This is a genomic window from Pseudomonas sp. TWI929, from assembly GCF_039673335.1.
Lineage (GTDB): Bacteria > Pseudomonadota > Gammaproteobacteria > Pseudomonadales > Pseudomonadaceae > Aquipseudomonas.
The window spans coordinates 75,172-93,534 of the sequence record NZ_JBDJLK010000001.1 but is presented as its reverse complement, the minus strand read 5'-3'; the positions used below and the strand labels follow the sequence as shown (position 1 = coordinate 93,534).

The following is an 18,363-nucleotide window of genomic DNA, read 5'->3' as shown; positions in this document are numbered from 1 at the left end:
TCAGGCTTCCTCGGGTTGTTCGAGAGACGCATCCTGGCCACTGCTCAATAGCAGCGAGCAGTGATGGATCAGGCGCAAAGACAGCAGGGCACTGCCGGCACTGATGGGCAAATAGCTCAGCCAGACCGGCCAATTGACGTACCCCGTGAGAAACTCGTCTGCCTGAAACGACTCGATCATGCTGAGGGTGCTGCCAATGGCAATCACCACGAACACACAGGTCGCCATTAGCGAGCACACGGTATCTGCAATCAGCTTGGTGCGCGGGCCCATGCGGGCAAGGAACAGGTCCAACTGGATATGGTCGCCATGCCGGAACGTATCGGATATCGCCAGGTAGGAAATGACCACCATCAGGTAATAGCTGATGACGTCCATCGTCCAGGGAATGGGCGAATGGAACATGTAGCGGGCAACCGCGTCAGCGCTGATGACCAACATGGTGATCAGCAGGCAGAGACCCGCGAGTAGCGTGCTGGACTTCTCGAATACTTGAATTATCGTTTTCATGGGAGGGCTCTCAGGTAGGCGGCAGGTTAGTGTTCTGAAGCCACGGACAGCTGGTGGTACTCCTTAAGCAGTGCACTGCCGTCGTGATGGGCCGCATCCATGACCTGCGCCCAGCTTTCCTTGACCTGCTGCATGGCAAGCGTCAGCTTGGCCAGGTCCTCGGCGGGCAACTGCGTCACGATATGGCCGTTGTCCCTGACGATCTGGTTCTTGATCCTGACGTTTTCCTCGTCCAGCCATTGGCACATCGAGGCCTGGGTGGACTGCGCCGCTTGGTTCATGATGGTTTTCACATCCGCGGGCAGCGCGTTCCACTTTTTGTTGCTGATGGCATACACCACGGCCGTTCCACCCAGGCTTACACCGTCGACGGAGTACTTGAGCTGGTCTTCGAGGGCGTAGGGCGTCAGCGCGTTGTAGGGGTAGACCGCGCCGTCGATGGTGCCGCGCGATAGCGCCTCGTAGACCTCCGATGCGGAGATCTGCACGGGGACCGCGTCCAGGGCCTGTACCGTCTTGGTCATGGCCGCCCCGGCGCCGCGGATCTTCAACCCCTCCATCGCCTCCAGGCTGGCGGTCGGTTGCTTCGAGGTCATGAAGGTATAGGGCGGCATCAGGGTCACGAACAGCACGTGAAGCCCGTGGCGGTTGTACTCGGATTTGCCGATGGTGCCTTTGTCACTGACCAGGGTCGCCAGTGTGCGTACGCCCTGGCATATGTTGCTGTACATGTTCGGCAGTTCAGCAACCGTGGACATTGGAAGTTTGTCCGACTCATACGCGGGAATGAAAACGGCTATATCCGCCAGCCCTGAGCGGAGCAGGCTGAAATAGTCTTTTCCCAATTGCGCGGCGGGGTAGGTTTCGAATGTCACCCTGCCGCTTGAGGCTTTCTCTACCGCCTGGGTGAATACGCCACCGCCGTGTGTCCAGGCATAGTGTTTCGATGAGAAACGGTGAGTGAACTTCAGGTTGATCTGGTCCTCTGCCACGGCGGGGAACGCGCTGCACAAACCGGCAAGGGTCAGTACCGTCGCGCATTGAAGTACCGAAGGGCGCTGGAGCGGGCGTGTCTGGGTGGCGGGTGGCCGCGCAGGCGCACGGGTTTTTGACTGTGTCTTCGAACGGAACAACATGGCTGTACCTCTGAAACTGGAATGATCTTGTTGTTGTTTCTATTCCTGTTTGGGTGTCGTCGGGTTGATCGGGCCTGTCAGGTCACGGGGTCACTCCTCTTCGTTGAATCACCGTGTACGCAATGTCTCCCGGGCAGTGGTTGTGCACGGGTGCGATAGTGGGATAACGATGAAGCAGAGCAACCAATTGCGCCTGCTGTTTCGGCTGAAGAATTCGCAAGCCCCGATTCGCTCCCGGCGAACCCTGAAACTGCTTCGCCCTGAACGAATCGACGCTTCGATTTATCGCGTTTGCCCCACGCCCGAGATGCTCTTAGCCTCAAGCCAGAGGGATATTGCCTGTCCCGGTGCTGGCCATATGCGCGGCGTGTTTCGTTCCCTGGCAAGCGCACAGGGGGATATTCGAACGCAACGACAGCACCTGACCACCAACAACAATCAAGCAGATGCTGAGGGCGTTGAATGCGAGGCATGATTTTCAAGGGGCAGTGTGAAGTCCAGGTCAAGGACTTCCCGGACCCCACCCCAGGGCCGGGTGAGGCCATCATCGAGATGAAGGCGTCCGGCATGTGCGGTACCGACCTGCATTACTACCGGCACGGCATGCACGAGGCTCTCGGTATGCTCGGCCTGAAGGAGCGCATGCGCGGCGACGACATCATCGGTGGGCATGAACCCTGTGGGGTAATCGCTGCGGTGGGTGCCGGTGTCGACGCATGGGCCTTCAAGCCCGGCGATCGGGTCATCGTCTTTCATTACAAGGGGTGCAGCCACTGCGAGCATTGCCGCAGCGGCTGGACCCAGCTGTGCGATCACGGCGCCGACATCTATGGCGTACTCAACCACGGCGGGCATGCCACCTACATGAAGGTCCCGGTGTCCTCGCTGATCCATCTGCCTCAAGACATTTCGTTCAAGGGCGGTGCCGCCATCGCTTGTGGCACGGGTACGGCCTATGGCGCTTTGCTGCGCCTTGGCGTCACCGCGCGCGACACGCTGGCGATCTATGGCTTGGGGCCCGTCGGGCTTTCCGCCGCGCAGTTGGCGGCTGCCATGGGCGTAGAGGTGATCGGCGTCGATATCAACGCCGAACGCGTGCAGAACGCGAAGGCGTTTGGTGTCGCGCATGCCATCGATGCCAGCCGAGTTGACCCGGTCGAGCAGATCCACAGGCTCACGGCTGGCAAAGGCGCCTCCTGCGCCATGGAGTGTGCCGGTGGTGAGATACCCCGTGGCCAAGCCGTGCGCAGCACCAGCATCTGGGGGCGGATTGCCCTGGTGTCGGTGGGCGGCAACCTGAGTCTCGATGTCATGAAGGACCTGATTGGCAAGCAGCGAACCCTGGTGGGCTCATTCACGGTTTCGGAGGTTGGCATGAGCGACTGTGCGCGCTTCATCGCGGCCCATGGTGTCGAGGTAGACAAGCTGTTTTCCAGCGAGTGGTCCCTTGAGCAAGCCGGCGAGGCCTATGCCGATTTCAACCAGCAGGCAGGCGGCAAGGGCGTGATCGTCTTCTGACCGCCCTGTGTTCTGGCCAACCCGTTCAGTGGCGCATTGGTGCCCAATGGAGATCATCATGACCAAAAGAACCATTTCCCTGAAACACCCCGATCGGCTATTCATCGGTGGGCAGTGGGTAGTGCCTGCCACCTCTGAAACCTTCGATGTGCTTGATTGCTCGACCGAGGAGGTCGTCGCCACTGTGGCCAAAGCCTCTTCCGAGGATATGCAGCGGGCGATCAACGCGGCGCGCGAAGCCTTCGACGAGGGACCCTGGCCGCGCCTGAGCCCACAGGAGCGTGCCGTCTATCTAGAGAAAATTGCCGAGCGCCTCGAGGCGTTGAATGACGAGTTCGCGCGCATCTGGTCTATCGAAACAGGCATTGTCTACAAGGTCGCTCAACCGCGTATCGGCCTGTTCATCAGTGGCGCGTTTCGGCAATACGCGGCGATGGCGTCGAGCTTTGCCTTCAGCGAGGCGCATCAGTCGGTGACCGGAAACCCGGCTTATCGCGTTTACGAACCGGTCGGTGTAGTGGGGCAGATCATTCCTTGGAATGGTCCTGCGGGGTTGATGGCCTACAAGACCGCGCCGGCGCTGCTAGCCGGGTGCACGATGGTCATCAAATCACCGCCGGAAGCGCCATGTTCGGCGTACCTGCTTGCGCAGATCTGCGAGGAGATCGGGCTGCCTCCAGGCGTCATCAACGTCGTGACGGCGGACAGGGATGTGTCCGAGGAGTTGGTTCGCCATCCGGGGGTGGACAAGATCACCTTCACCGGGTCGACCGGAGCAGGCCGCAGGATCGCCTCCATCGCCGGGGATCGCGTCGCCCGCGTAACGCTGGAGCTGGGCGGCAAGTCGCCGGCCGTGGTGCTTGACGACTATGACATCGAAACGGCCGCCGCCACTTTGGGCAACTCCTACTTTGGCTATAACACCGGCCAGATCTGCCATAGCCTGACCAGGGTCATCGTTCCACGGGCCAAGCACGACCAGATGGTCGAGGCGCTGGCTAACATCGCGCGCAAGATTGTCGTCGGCGACCCGTTTGCCGACGATACGACCTCCGGCCCGCTCGCCAGCGCGCGTCAGCGGGAAACAGTGGAACGTTATGTGGCAAAAGGTGTTGCCGAGGGGGCTACGCTGGTGACAGGAGGGAAGCGCCCTGAAAACCCGAAAAAAGGGTTCTTCTACGAGCCTACGGTCTTTGCCAACGTCGATAATCGCTCCGCCATTGCCCAGGAAGAGATTTTCGGGCCGGTGCTGTGTGTCATTCCCGCCGACAGTGAGGCGGATGCCATACGCATGGCGAACGACACACCGTTCGGACTTAATGCCGCCGTCTTTACCAATGACCGTGAAAAGGCGTTGCACGTGGCACGGCAGCTTCGCTCCGGTACTGTGGGGCACAATGGGCCACGCACTGACTTTTCGATCGGCTTTGGTGGGTTCAAGCAGTCTGGGATTGGTCGCGAGGGTGGGGTAGAGGGCTTGCTGGCCTTCATGGAGTCGAAAACCATCGTCCTGGCATGACCCCTTCATCGCCGCACGCCTGACGCTCGAGCGTGAGGCGTGTGCGTGTATTGCCATTGCATGGCGCTAACATTGAACATTGGAAATGACCCATTGAAGGGGATGTGGCATGGCACTAGAGGTAGTGCGTACGCAGATGGGTGCTGCTGAAATCTTCCAGGTCATCGAGTTGGAAATAGGCCCGCAACTGGCTTGGCTCCTACCTGATACGACGCCTGACAATATTCGGGCTATCGAATGGTTGAAGCCTCCCTATCGTAATGCTGACTTTTCATTGAATGCGCTCTCTCAATGTTTCATCGTCAGGTTGAATGGGCGCACGCTGGTCGTGGATACCTGCATCGGCAATGACAAGACCGTCACGGAGGTCGCTGAATGGGAGCATATGGATACCGGTTTTCTCGAAGCGCTGGAGAACGCCGGTATCGATCGTGGCCAAGTGACCGATGTCTTGTGTACCCACCTGCATATCGACCATGTGGGTTGGAACACCTATCTACACGAGGGCCGGTGGCTGCCTACTTTCCCTAATGCCAAGTACCATTTTGCCCGGGGTGAGTATGAGTATTGGCTAGAGGCTGCTCAGCAGAGCCCGCAAGACATGCATTCTGTCTCGTTTGGCGAGTCCATCCACCCGGTGGTCGAGGCTGGGCTGGTGAACCTCGTCGAGGCACCGTGTGAGCTGGGTGACGGCATCTCCATCCTGGCGACCCCCGGGCACACCCAGTCGCATATCGCCGTCATGATCGATAGCGGCTGTGGCGACATCATCATTGCGGGTGATGCGTTTCACCACCCGTGCCAAGTCGCAAGGCCGCAGTGGGCAACCGTGAGTGATCATGACCAGCGTCAGTCCACGATGACAAGGGAGGCGCTGCTCTCGGCGTGCGCTGATACGCCGACATTGCTTGTGGGGATTCACTTCAGCACACCTTCGTTCGGTCAAATTTGCTCAACTGAAGAAGGCGGCTACATCTTCAAACCTGTCGTTTCGAAATGAACCGGTCCTTACGTCCTGCGCTGCGCGCTTCGCGGGGAAGGACGCGGTCTTGCGAGAGGTTAAGGTCGATTCATTGCTTGAGAAGCGGCACTTCATACAATGCCAATTGGATCGCGCGCTGCAATCGCTAACCATCCAACAACAATAGCCAAGCATCATGTGGTGTTTTTCCATACCTGACGGGGCTGGGTGGAGGCGAGATGCCGCCCTCGTACCCGTGCGTGTGCTGCTGCCTGGTTCGACAGGATTGGAGTGGAGCGAAGTCTTATGGGACAGATCCAGGAGTATCGACCCGAACGGATGAGTATCCGTGACAGGGTGAATTTCATGGGTACCTTGGCGATCGCGGGGCTGAATATTTCTGCCCTGGGCTCTGCGCGCCTGGTAGTACCCTTGATCGCGCTCTCGTTGGGGGCAAGCGCTACGCTCGTGGGCGTCATTGCCGCGGCGTTCACCGCTGTTCCCATGGTCCTTAGCGTGTCATTCGGGCGCTGGCTGGACCGCGCGGGGACCTTGATGCCGATCATGAGCGCCGCGCTGCTCATCGTTGGCGCAACGGCGACGTTCTGGGTCTTTCCGAGTAGGTACGCGCTTGTGATCGTCGCGGGGCTCGTGGGGGCGGGCGCGGTGTTTACCCACATGGCTGCCACCCGGGCTGTCGGCTCAATCGCGAATGAGGCACAGCGCCCGCGTTACCTGGGGTACCTGATCCTCAGCTATTCGCTGTTTCAACTCGTGGCTCCGGTAATGGCGGGGGCGATGTACCAGCATCATGGTTCAAACGCTGCAATCACATTGCTGGGAGGGTTCTCCGTACTGTCCATTCTCGCGATCAGTGTTCGTCTGCATCATTTCAGGCACGAGCGTCGTGGGCCGGTAGCGAAGTTGGCCCGTCAGGGCATCTATCCGCTGTTACGTGTGCCTGGATTGATGGTCTGGATACTGGTGAGCAGCCTCTTCTTCGCTGCGCAGACCATTTTCCCATTCGTGATATCACTGCATGCCGTTGCCAATGGCATCGCTCCCATCGAGGCGGGCTGGTTGCTCGGCGCTTTTGCCGGCGGCGCATTCATCTCCAGGTTTTTCACACCCGTCTTGACCCGGTATGCCAGACCACGACCGACGTTGGTGGTGGCAATGATCATCGGCGCTGCCATTTACGCAGTGATACCGTTCGCCCATCAAGTCATCACCCTGAGCGTTCTGAGCCTACTTCTCGGGATGCCATTGGGCGTTGGTGTGCCTGTCTCCTTGGCAATGATTTATGACGCAGCACCGGCAGAACGGGTCAATGAGTCGGTAGGATTGTCCATGACCGTCAACAACTGCCTGCAGACCGTTTTTCCGTTGGTACTGGGAGCACTGGTTCATACTTTCGGTATTGCCCCGATGGTATTGGCATTTTCGCTGATCATGATGGGTTGTGCAGCGGTAAGCGTTCGCGGTCCTGAATGATGTCTCGAATTAGGATTAGAAATTCTCTTCAGGTGATCAGGTGGTTATGGCTGTATGCGTGGATCGTCGCTGTTTCCGTGATATGTATCCGGTGATGCCGAGACGACGTGGGGCTTTGTCGAAATTACCCTGGCATGTTTCCAATGTTTCCCGTAGGGAGAGTGCCCCATACCAGGTGGTCACTGACTTTCAGTGAAGACCCGCAGACGATTAACCACCACGCACTCCTCGACTGGTTCAGTCGACTCAAATCCTAGGTTCCGTAGATTGCCCTAGATCGTTCGCGAATGCTCATAGCCGCCAGTAATGTCAGCAATGATCTTGATAGGAGCGGGTTTCGCGGCAGCCTATGAAATTTGAGCCAGGTCGTTGCTCCCCCAGCCTGGGTTGGAAGCGGTCATGCGAGACCTAAGCGCTGCCTTCACGTTCGATGACTAGAATCCGCAGTGCTCTACGAGAGATGTGCCACGTGTTCACCATCCCCCCGTGAACCTTCTCGTAGCAATCGCGAGCATCAGCCATTTGTGTCGAGCCAGCTCGCGGGCCTTTTACAGTGAACCAAGAGGGAAGAAGTTCAGGTATCTTCACGAAGTTGGGCGGCATAGATCTCGCCTAATACAACCATGGCTTGCGCAAGCTGCGGCATTTGCGCTGCAAGATGACGCTGCGGATCTGCCTGCATCGCCACGAAGGCGCCATCGAAACCTGCTATGGCAAAGTACGTAAGCTTGTCGGCTATGACCTGAGCGACCTCTTGGCCGTAAGCGGCGAAGGATGAGGAAATCATCCTGTGCATGTGCGAGCGGCCCTCCAAACGCACCTGGGTAATCAGCGTATCGACTTCGGCCTCTTTCGCTTCGGCGCTCATGATCAAAATCAGATGCAGGCGAAGGAAGTCCGGGTGAGCCATGAAAACTTCACCTGTGCGCTTCAGATGCCAGCTCAGTCGTTCATGCGTTGTGCCGCTGCTTGGCGGGTGAGCATAAGCCTCGGCCAGCGCGCCGAAGAACCGCTCGGCATTGTGCAGCATGACGGCGGAAAGCAGTCGGGCCTTGGATTCGAAGTGATGGTAGATAGCGCTCTTTGGAAGCCCTGTCTCACTACTTAGTGCCGAAAGGGAAGTAGCTGCATACCCCTGTTGCGCCATGAGTCGAGAGGCGACATCCAGGATTTCCTCGCGTGAGCGTTGTCCTCGGCGGTTGTTCGTCCGAACGATCTTTTCTGACCTCATTGGTCGACATGCCTCCACTTGGCGATAGCGTATCGCCAAAAAATGTTAAAGACCGGGCCTAATCGTCAGCCCCTCCATCGACAGAAGCCTTTCCGATCTCGTCGGGAATTTGTCGTGATCATTCCGGATTTTACCTTTCCGCGCGCCATAAGGCAGCTGCCATTTCGCATCTGCCACGCCAGTGTTTTGGGTATTGCATTTCCTGGAAATCCATGCCTAGTATTTAAATACCGAACGATCGGTACAAAAATAAAGTAGAACCGCCGACGGAGTGATGACATGCGTCAACAAGACTCTTCCACCCGGTACGACACCGATGTAGCCATCATCGGCTACGGTCCCACCGGTATTGTCAGTGCCCTCACACTTGCCAAGCATGGTGTGAACGTAGTTGCTTTTGAACGCGAGCAATCGATCTACCCTCGCGCCCGGGCGGTAACGGTAAACGACTGGACCATGCGTATTTTCCAAGGGTTGGGGATCGACGATCGCATCGAAAGCGTCATCGAAGCCCAGCGAGGCTTGCGCTGGCAAACGTATGCCGGTGACGAAATCATGCGGATCATGCATCCGCCCAGCACCTTGGGAACCCGAAACACCAAGCCTCGCTTTTACAACATCTATCAGCCCGTCATGGAAGCAGAGCTGCGCCGCTGTGCTGATGAATACGGGCAGCAATTGCAGGTCAACTTTGGCTTCGAGGTGGTTGGCATCGACCAAGACGACAATGGCGTCACCATTACTAGCCGTCATGTCGAGACCGGTGAGGAAAAGACCACTCGCGCCCGCTACGCCATTGCCGCTGATGGCGGTTCCAGTGTTTGCCGCGGCCTGCTGGATATCCCGCTTGATGGGGATACCAATGATGTGACCTGGGTGGTGATTGACTGCCGCGTGAAACGCTGGTGGCCGGACCGGGACTTTCTCACGTTCTGGTCAGACCGGGACCGCCCCGTAGTGGACATCGCCCTGTCGGCTGGTAATCACCGCTGGGAGATCCCGCTTCGCGCGGGTGAAACTCCCGCCGATTACCCCACCTCGAAAGAAGTGTGGCCCTTGCTGCAGGCATTGAATGTTTCAGAGGCGGATGTGGAGATCCATCAGCACGCCTTCTACAAGCACCATGTTCGGATGGCTGAAACATGGCGCCGTGACCGGGTTTTTCTGGCCGGCGATGCTGCCCATTTGATGCCGCCGTGGGCGGGTGCTGGCATGCAAAGCGGCATGCGCGATGGGCATGACCTCGGCTGGAAGATGGCCGCCGTCATCAAAGGCGATCTGCCCGAAACATGGCTGGATACCTATGAAACCGAGCGCCGCCCCAATGTGACGTTCTTTACCAACCTGGCCGTCGCCCTGGGTCGAGTCATCAAACAGGAAGCCTCGCCGGAAGAAATTGAAGCCATCAACCGGGTGCCCGAAGGCCAAGTCGCGCTTCATGAGTCGCCACTGGTCGCCCCACCAGTGTTGGAGGCGGGCTGGCTCCGCGGGGAGCGCAGCAGCACCAGCATTATTGGTCGTATGCTGCCGCAGCCGATCATTGGCGACAATGTTGGTCGAGTTGCCCGAGCGGACTGCCTGATTCCTCCAGGTTTTGTGCTGCTCGGCGCGGATGTGGACCCCCTCAGCGTACTGAGCGCCGATGAAAAGCGCGGTTGGGATGCCTTGGGTGCTCGCTACATTCCGATCCGCTCGAAAGACCAGTACACCCAGGCTCCCCATGAGTTGGTGGATCTGGATCACGTCATTCTTCCCTGGATGGCCCGTTACGGCGCCAAAGTGATTGCCGTTCGCCCGGACAAATTTGTCGCCGCCGACGATGCGCATGGCCTTGCTGTGCCCGAGATCGCCTGAACATAACAACACTCTCAAGGCTCCTTAATATGGCGCATATCAAAGAACTGGCCTACGTGGTCTTCGAAGCCAGCGACCTCGACGCATGGGAAAATTTCGCTACCGAGTTGCTCGGCATGCAGCTCGCCGAGCGTGATGACGACAGCCTCGCATTGCGAATGGACCACAAGGCCTATCGCTGGATGATTCAGGCTGGAACTGCCGAAGACTTGGTGGCAAGTGGATTCGAAGTTGCAAGCGACGCTGCGCTCGATCAACTGGTGGCGAAGCTGCGGGACGCCGGATTCGACGTGACGCAAGGCGACCTGGCGCTGTTGAAGCGCCGCAAGGTAAAGCGCTTGTTCCACACCCGAGACCCGATGGGCAACCGGGTCGAGTTGGTCACCGGCTTCGCTGATGCCGACACCCCCTTCGTATCTACCCGTATCAAGGGCAGGTTTGTGACCGGCGACGGCGGCGCCGGACACGAAGTGCTCGCGGCTCACGGTGTTTCCCGCGAAACCTATCTGGCCTTCTACGAACACCTGCTGGGCTTCAAAACCAGCGACATCATCATCGAAGAGGTGGCGCCCGGCATCTTTGCCGACCTGATTTTCATGCGTTGCAATGAGCGCCATCACAGCTTGGCCATGGGTGAGATACCGCTTGCGAAGAAAATCCACCACATCATGGTCGAGGTCAGCGACTACTGCGATGTCGGTACTGCATACGATCGCTGCCTGGATGCCCGTCAACCTATCGAAATGACCCTGGGCCAGCATCCAAACGACCAGATGCTCAGTTTCTACGTGCTCACGCCCTCGGGGTTCAGCCTCGAATACGGGTGGGGCGGCCTGCGGGTCGATGACGCCACCTGGGAGGTGAAAACCCTCGACAGGCTGCACAGCTGGGGCCACCGGTCACCGGAAGTCGTTTCCGCGCTGTTGGCCGCCGCCACGCCCCTCAAACCCTGACGCGATCTATAAGGATTTCCATCATGTCCACCTTCACTCAGCAAGATCTCGCGCGCAGCATTCGGACCCGGGACTGGAACCTGCGCTACTACGAACTGGGATCAGGGCACCCAGTCATCCTGCTGCATGGCAGCGGCCCTGGAGCCACCGGCTGGAGTAACTTCTCGGGCAATATCGGTGCGCTGGCCGAGCATTTCCACGTCTATGCCGTCGACATGCCCGGTTGGGGCGAATCAGATGCGGCGACGGTCGATCAGCTCGACCACGTCAGTGCCGCCATTCAATTCATGGACGCAGTCGGTATCGAAAAAGCTGCCTTCGTCGGCAACTCTATGGGTGGCCAGACCTCGCTAAGGTTGGCAACCGAGCACCCGGAGCGGATCAGCCATCTGGTCACCATGGGGCCTCCCGTGGGCAAGCTGCCAACGCTGTTCGGGGCTGGCGACGGTCCCTCGGAAGGACTCAAGGTGCTGATCAATGCCTACCGAGAGCCCAGCCCGGAAAATATGAAATCGCTTGTTGAAATCATGTGCTTCGACAAGGCCCGCTTTGCCACGCCAGAACTGTGTAAAGCGCGTTCCGATGCTGCCCTCGCACGCCCGGAACACCTGCGAAATTACGTCGAAGGACTTCCCAAGGGGGCACCTCTGCCCAAGTGGGTAGACCTGAGCAAACTGCGTGACATCAAAGTTCCCTCGCTGTTCATCCACGGTCGTGACGACCGTGTGGTCTCCTACGAAACCTCTCTGCTGCTCACTGCCCATGTCCCCAATTCCCGTTTGGTACTGCTCAATCAATGCGGGCACTGGGCAATGATCGAGCATGCAGAGGAGTTCAACGATCTCGTAACCACCTTTATCAAGGGGCACTGACGCTCGAATCCCTGCAAGTGGCGGTAAGGCCCCGGAAAACACCGGGGTATTACCGGGACTTGGCGTCCCTGATCAAGCGGGGCACTCACAAGCGCCGCGAGCGTTTCTCGATCAAGAGAGATAAACGATGAATAAGAAACTCAACGTCGCCATCATCGGGTCCGGCAATATCGGCACCGACCTGATGATCAAGGTCATGCGCAATTCACAGCACCTTCAAATGTCGGTGATGGTCGGTATCGACCCGGCATCCGATGGTTTGGCAAGGGCCGCACGCATGGGCGTGGCCACGACCCACGAAGGCGTAGAAGGCCTGGCCTGTATGGCGGAATTTGCCGACATCGATTTCGTGTTCGATGCCACCAGTGCCGGCGCCCATGTCAAGAACGATGCTTTTTTGCGTTCGATCAAACCGGGCATCCGCCTGATTGACCTGACCCCAGCCGCCATCGGTCCCTACTGCGTACCGGTGGTCAATCTGGAGCAGAACCTTTATCAGAGGAACGTCAACATGGTGACCTGCGGTGGCCAGGCGACCATCCCGATGGTGGCCGCCGTATCCCGCGTGGCCAAGGTGCATTACGCCGAAATCATTGCGTCGATCGCCAGTAGGTCGGCGGGCCCAGGCACCCGAGCCAATATCGATGAGTTTACCGAGACCACCTCCAAGGCCATCGAAGTGATCGGCGGGGCGGCCAGAGGCAAGGCGATCATCATCATGAATCCAGCCGAGCCGCCGCTGATGATGCGCGACACCGTGTTTGTGCTGTCCGAAATGGTCGATCAGGCCGAGGTAGAAGCGTCCATAGAAGAAATGGCGGCTGCGGTGCACGCCTACGTGCCGGGCTATCGCTTGAAACAGAAGGTGCAGTTTGACGTGATCCCGGAAAACGCACCGCTGAACATCCCCGGGCATGGCCAATTCTCGGGACTGAAGACTTCGGTGTTCCTCGAAGTCGAAGGTGCCGCCCATTACCTGCCAGCCTACGCCGGCAACCTCGACATCATGACCTCGGCAGCGCTGGCCACCGCCGAGCGCATGGCGCTGTCGATGATCAACGGCAGAGGAACTGATCATGACCTTTGATCCTAGCAAAAAGCTCTATATTTCCGACGTCACCCTGCGTGACGGCAGCCACGCGATTCGCCACCAGTATTCGATCCAGAACGTGCAGGACATCGCCCGCGCTCTGGACAAGGCGCGAGTGGATGCCATCGAAGTGACCCATGGTGACGGCCTGCAGGGTTCCAGCTTCAACTACGGCTTTGGCGCCCACAGCGATCTGCAATGGATCGAAGCTGCTGCAGATGTAATCGAACACGCCCGTATCACCGTATTGCTGATACCAGGTATCGGCACCGTCCACGACCTCAAACAGGCCTATGACGCGGGTGCCCGCTCGGTACGGGTAGCGACGCACTGCACCGAGGCGGACGTATCGAAACAGCACATCGAATATGCCCGCGAACTGGGTATGGACACGGTGGGCTTTCTGATGATGAGCCACATGATCCCGGCCGAGCAGTTGGCGGCCCAGGGCAAGCTGATGGAGAGCTACGGTGCGCAGTGCATCTACATGGCCGATTCCGGTGGTGCGATGAACATGACCGACATCCGTGACCGCATGCGTGCCTTCAAGGCGGTACTTGACCCGCGTACGCAGACCGGCATGCACGCCCACCACAACCTGAGCCTGGGCGTGGCCAACTCCATCGTGGCGGTGGAAGAGGGCTGCGATCGCGTCGATGCAAGCCTCGCAGGTATGGGGGCCGGTGCCGGTAATGCGCCGCTGGAAGTGTTCATTGCCGCTGCCGAGCGCATGGGGTGGAACCACGGCACTGACCTGTATTGCTTGTTGGACGCGGCTGACGATCTGGTCCGCCCCCTGCAGGATCGCCCGGTACGGGTCGACCGCGAAACATTGGCGCTGGGTTATGCCGGGGTCTATTCGAGCTTCCTGCGCCACGCCGAAGTGGCGGCGGCCAAATACGGCCTCAAGACACTCGATATCCTCGTCGAACTGGGCAAGCGGCGCATGGTCGGCGGTCAAGAAGACATGATCGTCGACGTGGCACTGGATCTGCTGGCCAGGCACCAGCAATAAAGCATCGCACACACACACAACTTAAAAAAGAAAGGCATAACAATGACAAAATTTCTTTCTATTTTCTTGCTGGTGGGACTTTTGGGGCAGGCAGCTGCCGACGAACAAGCGCCGATAACTGGCATGCTGGGTGCTTATTACACTGATGCGAATGTAAACAATAAAGGTGCCGCACCCAATGGAGAAGGTCATGCGCGAGGCTTGGTCGGAGAATTGGGAAAGGGCTGGCTGTACGGTTATTTCCAGTATGAGGAGCCCAGCTTCGACCTGAAACTTGCTCCTGGAGTCAAAGAGAGAGTGGAGGCCGAAGAGCTGCGCTTGGGCGTTGGGGCGCGCAAGCGCTTTCAGCGAGGGCAGGCTTTCATTGGCGTTGAGCGCTTCAGCCAGAAGTTGAAGTTTCAAAGCCTACCTGCCGATGGCAGCGACTTCGGCATAGGTGTTCATGCCGGCGGAGATTATATGGTGACTTTGCTTGCCGATAAGTTCCCGCTCGTTGTCTTTGGCGACCTCGGTGCCTTTCAGTTGAAGCACAGTAATGCCAAGGAAGTTCGAGTTGGCCTGAAAACCATGCTCACTCCAAATCTGGGAGCGATGGTGTCCTACCGTCGTTTTGAACAGGACCTGGACGATGAGCCGGATATGACGCTCACCGGCCCGATGGTCGGTATCGCCTGGATATTCTGATCGTCCTCGATGCCGGATGCCTTGAGCACGTCCCGTACATAATTCGCCATCACTAACGCTCCAAAAACGACTTCTATTTGCAAGGAGGGGCCTCTGACAAACTCCCGGTGCGCTGCTGACTTTCGGAAAAGTCGCAATCAAGTTGGCGCGCCCAGGGTTTGTTTGCAGGCCCATCAATAAACGACAAGGTACAAAGAAATGACAGACCTGAATGACTTGGCCGAAAGCCTAATACGAGCTCAAGAAAGCGGTCGGCCAATCGCTCCGATTCGTAGTCAACTGAGCGATGGGGACAGCGAGGCCGCGTACCGTATTCAACAAATCAACGTCGAAAAGGGCGTTGCCGCTGGTCGGCGTATCATCGGACGCAAGATTGGTTTGACCAATCCCAGTGTCCAGCGACAACTGGGAGTCGATCGCCCTGATTTCGGTACGCTGTTCGCCGATATGTGTTACGGGGACAACGGGCATTTAGACCACGCACGTTTCATCCAACCTAAAATTGAGGCGGAGATTGCCTTTCAACTTGGGCGCGACCTTCCGCATGCTGATACCACTCACAGCGACGTATTCGAGGCGATCCGCTGGGTAATACCGGCGCTGGAAGTTGTCGACAGTCGTATCGAACACTGGAATATTCGGTTTACCGATACCGTGGCTGACAATGCTTCTTGTGGCTGCTTCGTGCTGGGTGGCCCGGTCAGACAGCTTGGCAACCTGGATCTGCTCGACTGCAGGATGAGTCTGACACGCAACGGCGAAACGGTGTCCACCGGCTCGGGGAGCGAGTGCCTGGGGCACCCGCTGAATGCAGTCGTCTGGCTTGCCCGGGTCATGGCCAAGGCAGGGACGCCTCTAAAGGCGGGCGATGTCGTCCTCAGTGGCGCGCTCGGTCCGATGGTCCCGGTCAACCGTGGAGACAGTTTCATTGCGGAGATCAATGGCGTCGGCCGAGTTTCGACACACTTCATTTGATACACATGAAGCGCTGTCGAAACGGGGCGTAGCATGACAGGGCGCCGTTTTTGGCAGGAACATCCTGGTGTTCTGAGCGGGCCGTCAGGCGGCCCACTTACCCCCAGACACGTCAGAACGGGGTGGAATTCGATGCATCGGGACGGATTAATTATTGCTTTCTATGTGACTGTATTTACGGGTTTTTCTGGATATCGGTGGAGCTCGCTCAAAGGCTATCCGGATCTCCAAAAAACATCTGTATCCGCGACCGCAACCACCGCTCCGCCGGGTCGTTGTCCTGCGCCCCGCGCCAGGCCATGTGCAACTCGAAACTGCGCACGGGTATCGGCAGGTCCTCGGCCCGCAAGCCACCGGCTGCAGTCAGCGCATCGGCCGTGTAATCCGGTACGGTAGCGACAATATCGGTGCCTGCCAGCAAGCTCCCCAACCCGTTGAACTGCGGCACCGCCAACACCACATGGCGCTTGCGGCCAATTTCTTCCAGCGCTTCGTCGATGAACCCAGCCAGGTCACCGGCAAACGACACCAGCGCGTGCGGCCGCGCGCAGAAGTCGTCCAGGGTGATGCTGCCGGGCACGCTATCGGCCCGCAGCAGTTTCGGCATGCTGCGGCGCAGCACCTTGCGCTTGGCATTGGCCGGCAGTTCGCTGGTGTAGCTGACACCCACCGAAATTTCTCCCGAGGCCAGCAGGGTCGGCATCAACAGGTAGTTGACCCGGCGAACCACCAGCACGATACCCGGTGCTTCGGCGCGGATACGCTTGAGTAGCTGAGGCAGCAGGGCGAATTCGGCGTCATCCGACAGGCCAATGCGGAACACGGCATTGCTGGTGGCCGGGTCGAATTCGGCAGCGCGGCTGACCGCGGTGGAAATCGAGTCCAGTGCCGGGGACAGCAGGGCGAAGATTTCATGAGCCCGCGCCGAGGGCTCCATGCTGCGGCCGGTACGCACGAACAGCGGGTCGTCAAACAGGTTGCGCAGGCGCGACAGCGCCGCGCTGATGGCCGGCTGGCCGAGGAACAGTTTTTCCGCGGCACGGGTCACGCTGCGCTCGTGCATCAGCGTTTCGAATACGATCAGCAGGTTGAGGTCTACGCGACGCAGGTCGTTTCGATTCATCGGTGCGCTTCGCCTAAAGTGGGGCAGGGGTGAATCTTAAGGCCAAAGGCTGTTACCCTGCACGGGTTTAGGGGGACCAATCGCAGGGAAAGTCAGGTGCCCAATCGATGACAAGCATGTCGACTATTAATGACCACTGATGGTCTAACTGGCAAAGCCCGGATAAAGTCAGTGGTAATTAGAGGTTCACAAAGGCGAGGTATGCGATGTCCCGCATGATCCGTTTCCATAAGTTCGGCGCTGCCGATGTGCTCCGTTGCGAGGAGCAGGCCGAACCGTCACCCGCTGCCGACGAGGTACAGATCCGCGTCGAGGCGGTTGGCGTCAGCTGGTATGACGTGCTCTGGCGCCAGAACCTGGCACCGTCCCAGGCACACCTGCCGGCGGGGATCGGCCACGAGATGGCTGGGGTGGTCATGGCGGTCGGCGAAGGGGTCGAGGACATTGCGGTGGGCGACCGGGTTGCCAGCTTCCCGGCCACCAGTGCCAATGATCACCCGGTATATGGCGATGTGATCGTGCTGCCGCGCACGGCCATTACCCGTTACCCGGCTGTGCTCACCCCGATCGAGGCCAGCGTGCACTACACGCCGCTGCTGATCGCCTATTTCGCCTACGTCGACCTGGCCCGGGCCAAGGCCGGGCAAACCGCGCTGGTTACCGATGCCAGCCATTGCGCCGGCCCTGCCTTTGTGCAACTGGGCAAGGCCCTGGGGCTGAAGGTGTTCGCCGTTACCAAGGATGCGGAACAGCGTGAGTACTTGTTGAGCCTGGGCGCCGACAAGGTGATTGTCACCGAAGAGCAGGACCTGCTGCTGCAGGTTGGCAAATACACCAATGGCCGCGGCGTGGACATGGTCCTCGATGGTATGGGCGGGCCGCAGATGTCGCTGCTGGGTGATGTGCTGGCACCGCGTGGCAGCCTGGTGCTGTATGGCTTGCAAGGCGGCAACCAGACGCCGTTTCCGGCTTGCGCGGCGTTCCAGAAGAACATCCAGTTCTACGTGCATTGCATCGGTAATTTCACCGGCAAGCCGGAGCTGGGCATAAGCCAGGACCAGGTGGCGCTGCAGCGCGCCCTGCGCGACATCAACCAGTTTACTGCCGACCAGTTGCTGACACCGCAGATCATCAAGGTGTACCCGTTCGAGCAGGTGGTGGAGGCGCATCGCTACATGGACCAATGCCCGTGCGGCGGGCGTGTGGTGTTGGACATGGCGCAACACTGACAGCTGTATGTGTTACTGAAGAACCCGGGCCAAGTCCCGGGTTTTTTGTGCTTGATAGGGCGCCATGGAAATATAAAAAGTAAGAACGTTCCTACAATAAAATCAGAATCGGACTACATCTAATTGGATGCAATCAAGCGCTGTTGAAATATGCAGCCAACAATTTCCGCTTGAACTATTCTGACCTGAAATTCAATGT

General features: G+C 58.6%; 17 protein-coding genes. 13 read left to right on the top strand and 4 right to left on the bottom strand.

The genetic code is table 11. From position 1 onward, the window contains the following. Positions 1 to 510: a TRAP transporter small permease gene (locus ABE456_RS00450; RefSeq protein WP_346642208.1), complete on the bottom strand. Its 510-nt coding sequence runs from the start codon at positions 508 to 510 to the stop codon at positions 1 to 3. A gap of 26 nt (positions 511 to 536) precedes the next feature. Next, the gene (gene dctP / locus ABE456_RS00445) at positions 537 to 1,646 is read right to left on the bottom strand and encodes a TRAP transporter substrate-binding protein DctP (RefSeq protein ID WP_346642207.1); all 1,110 of its coding nucleotides are present in this window, start codon (positions 1,644 to 1,646) and stop codon (positions 537 to 539) included. A gap of 169 nt (positions 1,647 to 1,815) precedes the next feature. Here dctP and ABE456_RS00440 point away from each other — a divergent pair, with 169 nt between their 5' ends. The 5 genes from ABE456_RS00440 (at position 1,816) to ABE456_RS00420 (ending at position 7,138) form a co-directional block, all read left to right on the top strand. Then, positions 1,816 to 2,121 (top strand): hypothetical protein, encoded by a 306-nt coding sequence (locus ABE456_RS00440; protein WP_346642206.1) that lies wholly within the window; start codon positions 1,816 to 1,818, stop codon positions 2,119 to 2,121. Continuing rightward, positions 2,109 to 3,164, top strand: coding sequence for a zinc-binding dehydrogenase (locus ABE456_RS00435; protein ID WP_346642205.1), 1,056 nt, complete (start codon positions 2,109 to 2,111; stop codon positions 3,162 to 3,164). The genes ABE456_RS00440 and ABE456_RS00435 overlap by 13 nt, the downstream gene beginning before the upstream one ends. A 58-nt stretch (positions 3,165 to 3,222) precedes the next feature. After that, a complete protein-coding gene (locus ABE456_RS00430) occupies positions 3,223 to 4,683 on the top strand; it encodes an aldehyde dehydrogenase (protein ID WP_346642204.1) in 1,461 nt (486 codons plus the stop codon). A gap of 109 nt (positions 4,684 to 4,792) precedes the next feature. Next, a complete protein-coding gene (locus ABE456_RS00425; protein ID WP_346642203.1) occupies positions 4,793 to 5,683 on the top strand; it encodes an MBL fold metallo-hydrolase in 891 nt (296 codons plus the stop codon). 267 nt (positions 5,684 to 5,950) lie between these two features. Beyond that, positions 5,951 to 7,138: an MFS transporter gene (locus ABE456_RS00420; protein WP_346642202.1), complete on the top strand. Its 1,188-nt coding sequence runs from the start codon at positions 5,951 to 5,953 to the stop codon at positions 7,136 to 7,138. Positions 7,139 to 7,712: 574 nt separating this feature from the next. Here the strand turns inward: ABE456_RS00420 and ABE456_RS00415 are convergent. Beyond that, entirely contained in the window at positions 7,713 to 8,369 is a 657-nt protein-coding gene (locus ABE456_RS00415; protein WP_346642201.1) for a helix-turn-helix domain-containing protein, read from the bottom strand. Positions 8,370 to 8,648: 279 nt separating this feature from the next. On the opposite strand from ABE456_RS00415, the gene ABE456_RS00410 reads away from it, so the two are divergent. The 7 genes from ABE456_RS00410 to mhpD all read left to right on the top strand — a co-directional run bounded on the left by ABE456_RS00410 (position 8,649) and on the right by mhpD (position 15,812). Next, complete coding sequence (locus ABE456_RS00410; RefSeq protein WP_346642200.1) at positions 8,649 to 10,223, top strand: FAD-dependent monooxygenase; 1,575 nt, start codon at positions 8,649 to 8,651, stop codon at positions 10,221 to 10,223. A gap of 29 nt (positions 10,224 to 10,252) precedes the next feature. Beyond that, positions 10,253 to 11,176, top strand: a complete 924-nt coding sequence (locus tag ABE456_RS00405; protein WP_346642199.1) for a VOC family protein — start codon at positions 10,253 to 10,255, stop codon at positions 11,174 to 11,176. A gap of 23 nt (positions 11,177 to 11,199) precedes the next feature. After that, positions 11,200 to 12,048 carry an alpha/beta hydrolase gene (locus ABE456_RS00400; RefSeq protein WP_346642198.1) on the top strand — a complete coding sequence of 283 codons (849 nt, stop codon included), beginning with the start codon at positions 11,200 to 11,202 and terminating at the stop codon, positions 12,046 to 12,048. Positions 12,049 to 12,175: 127 nt separating this feature from the next. Beyond that, positions 12,176 to 13,135, top strand: a complete 960-nt coding sequence (locus ABE456_RS00395) for an acetaldehyde dehydrogenase (acetylating) (protein ID WP_346642197.1) — start codon at positions 12,176 to 12,178, stop codon at positions 13,133 to 13,135. Then, on the top strand, positions 13,125 to 14,153 hold the full coding sequence (gene dmpG / locus ABE456_RS00390; protein WP_346642196.1) for a 4-hydroxy-2-oxovalerate aldolase: 1,029 nt from the start codon (positions 13,125 to 13,127) through the stop codon (positions 14,151 to 14,153). The genes ABE456_RS00395 and dmpG overlap by 11 nt, the downstream gene beginning before the upstream one ends. Positions 14,154 to 14,195: 42 nt before the next feature. Further along, positions 14,196 to 14,837 carry a hypothetical protein gene (locus tag ABE456_RS00385; RefSeq protein WP_346642195.1) on the top strand — a complete coding sequence of 214 codons (642 nt, stop codon included), beginning with the start codon at positions 14,196 to 14,198 and terminating at the stop codon, positions 14,835 to 14,837. A gap of 198 nt (positions 14,838 to 15,035) precedes the next feature. Further along, complete coding sequence (mhpD, locus tag ABE456_RS00380) at positions 15,036 to 15,812, top strand: 2-keto-4-pentenoate hydratase (RefSeq protein WP_346642194.1); 777 nt, start codon at positions 15,036 to 15,038, stop codon at positions 15,810 to 15,812. Between the two features lie 208 nt (positions 15,813 to 16,020). Here mhpD and ABE456_RS00375 read toward each other — a convergent pair whose 3' ends face one another. After that, a complete protein-coding gene (locus ABE456_RS00375) occupies positions 16,021 to 16,935 on the bottom strand; it encodes a LysR family transcriptional regulator (RefSeq protein WP_346642193.1) in 915 nt (304 codons plus the stop codon). Between the two features lie 206 nt (positions 16,936 to 17,141). On the opposite strand from ABE456_RS00375, the gene ABE456_RS00370 reads away from it, so the two are divergent. Beyond that, on the top strand, positions 17,142 to 18,164 hold the full coding sequence (locus tag ABE456_RS00370) for a zinc-dependent alcohol dehydrogenase family protein (protein WP_346642192.1): 1,023 nt from the start codon (positions 17,142 to 17,144) through the stop codon (positions 18,162 to 18,164). Positions 18,165 to 18,363: the final 199 nt, after the last annotated feature.

Coding starts and splice junctions, on each gene's coding strand:
- ABE456_RS00440 (WP_346642206.1), top strand. CDS start 1,816: ATGAAGCAGAGCAACCAATTGCGCCTGCTGTTTCGGCTGAAGAATTCG.
- ABE456_RS00370 (WP_346642192.1), top strand. CDS start 17,142: ATGTCCCGCATGATCCGTTTCCATAAGTTCGGCGCTGCCGATGTGCTC.
- ABE456_RS00435 (WP_346642205.1), top strand. CDS start 2,109: ATGCGAGGCATGATTTTCAAGGGGCAGTGTGAAGTCCAGGTCAAGGAC.
- dctP (WP_346642207.1), bottom strand. CDS start 1,646: ATGTTGTTCCGTTCGAAGACACAGTCAAAAACCCGTGCGCCTGCGCGG.
- ABE456_RS00395 (WP_346642197.1), top strand. CDS start 12,176: ATGAATAAGAAACTCAACGTCGCCATCATCGGGTCCGGCAATATCGGC.
- ABE456_RS00420 (WP_346642202.1), top strand. CDS start 5,951: ATGGGACAGATCCAGGAGTATCGACCCGAACGGATGAGTATCCGTGAC.
- ABE456_RS00385 (WP_346642195.1), top strand. CDS start 14,196: ATGACAAAATTTCTTTCTATTTTCTTGCTGGTGGGACTTTTGGGGCAG.
- ABE456_RS00400 (WP_346642198.1), top strand. CDS start 11,200: ATGTCCACCTTCACTCAGCAAGATCTCGCGCGCAGCATTCGGACCCGG.
- dmpG (WP_346642196.1), top strand. CDS start 13,125: ATGACCTTTGATCCTAGCAAAAAGCTCTATATTTCCGACGTCACCCTG.
- ABE456_RS00415 (WP_346642201.1), bottom strand. CDS start 8,369: ATGAGGTCAGAAAAGATCGTTCGGACGAACAACCGCCGAGGACAACGC.
- ABE456_RS00410 (WP_346642200.1), top strand. CDS start 8,649: ATGCGTCAACAAGACTCTTCCACCCGGTACGACACCGATGTAGCCATC.
- ABE456_RS00450 (WP_346642208.1), bottom strand. CDS start 510: ATGAAAACGATAATTCAAGTATTCGAGAAGTCCAGCACGCTACTCGCG.
- mhpD (WP_346642194.1), top strand. CDS start 15,036: ATGACAGACCTGAATGACTTGGCCGAAAGCCTAATACGAGCTCAAGAA.
- ABE456_RS00430 (WP_346642204.1), top strand. CDS start 3,223: ATGACCAAAAGAACCATTTCCCTGAAACACCCCGATCGGCTATTCATC.
- ABE456_RS00405 (WP_346642199.1), top strand. CDS start 10,253: ATGGCGCATATCAAAGAACTGGCCTACGTGGTCTTCGAAGCCAGCGAC.
- ABE456_RS00425 (WP_346642203.1), top strand. CDS start 4,793: ATGGCACTAGAGGTAGTGCGTACGCAGATGGGTGCTGCTGAAATCTTC.
- ABE456_RS00375 (WP_346642193.1), bottom strand. CDS start 16,935: ATGAATCGAAACGACCTGCGTCGCGTAGACCTCAACCTGCTGATCGTA.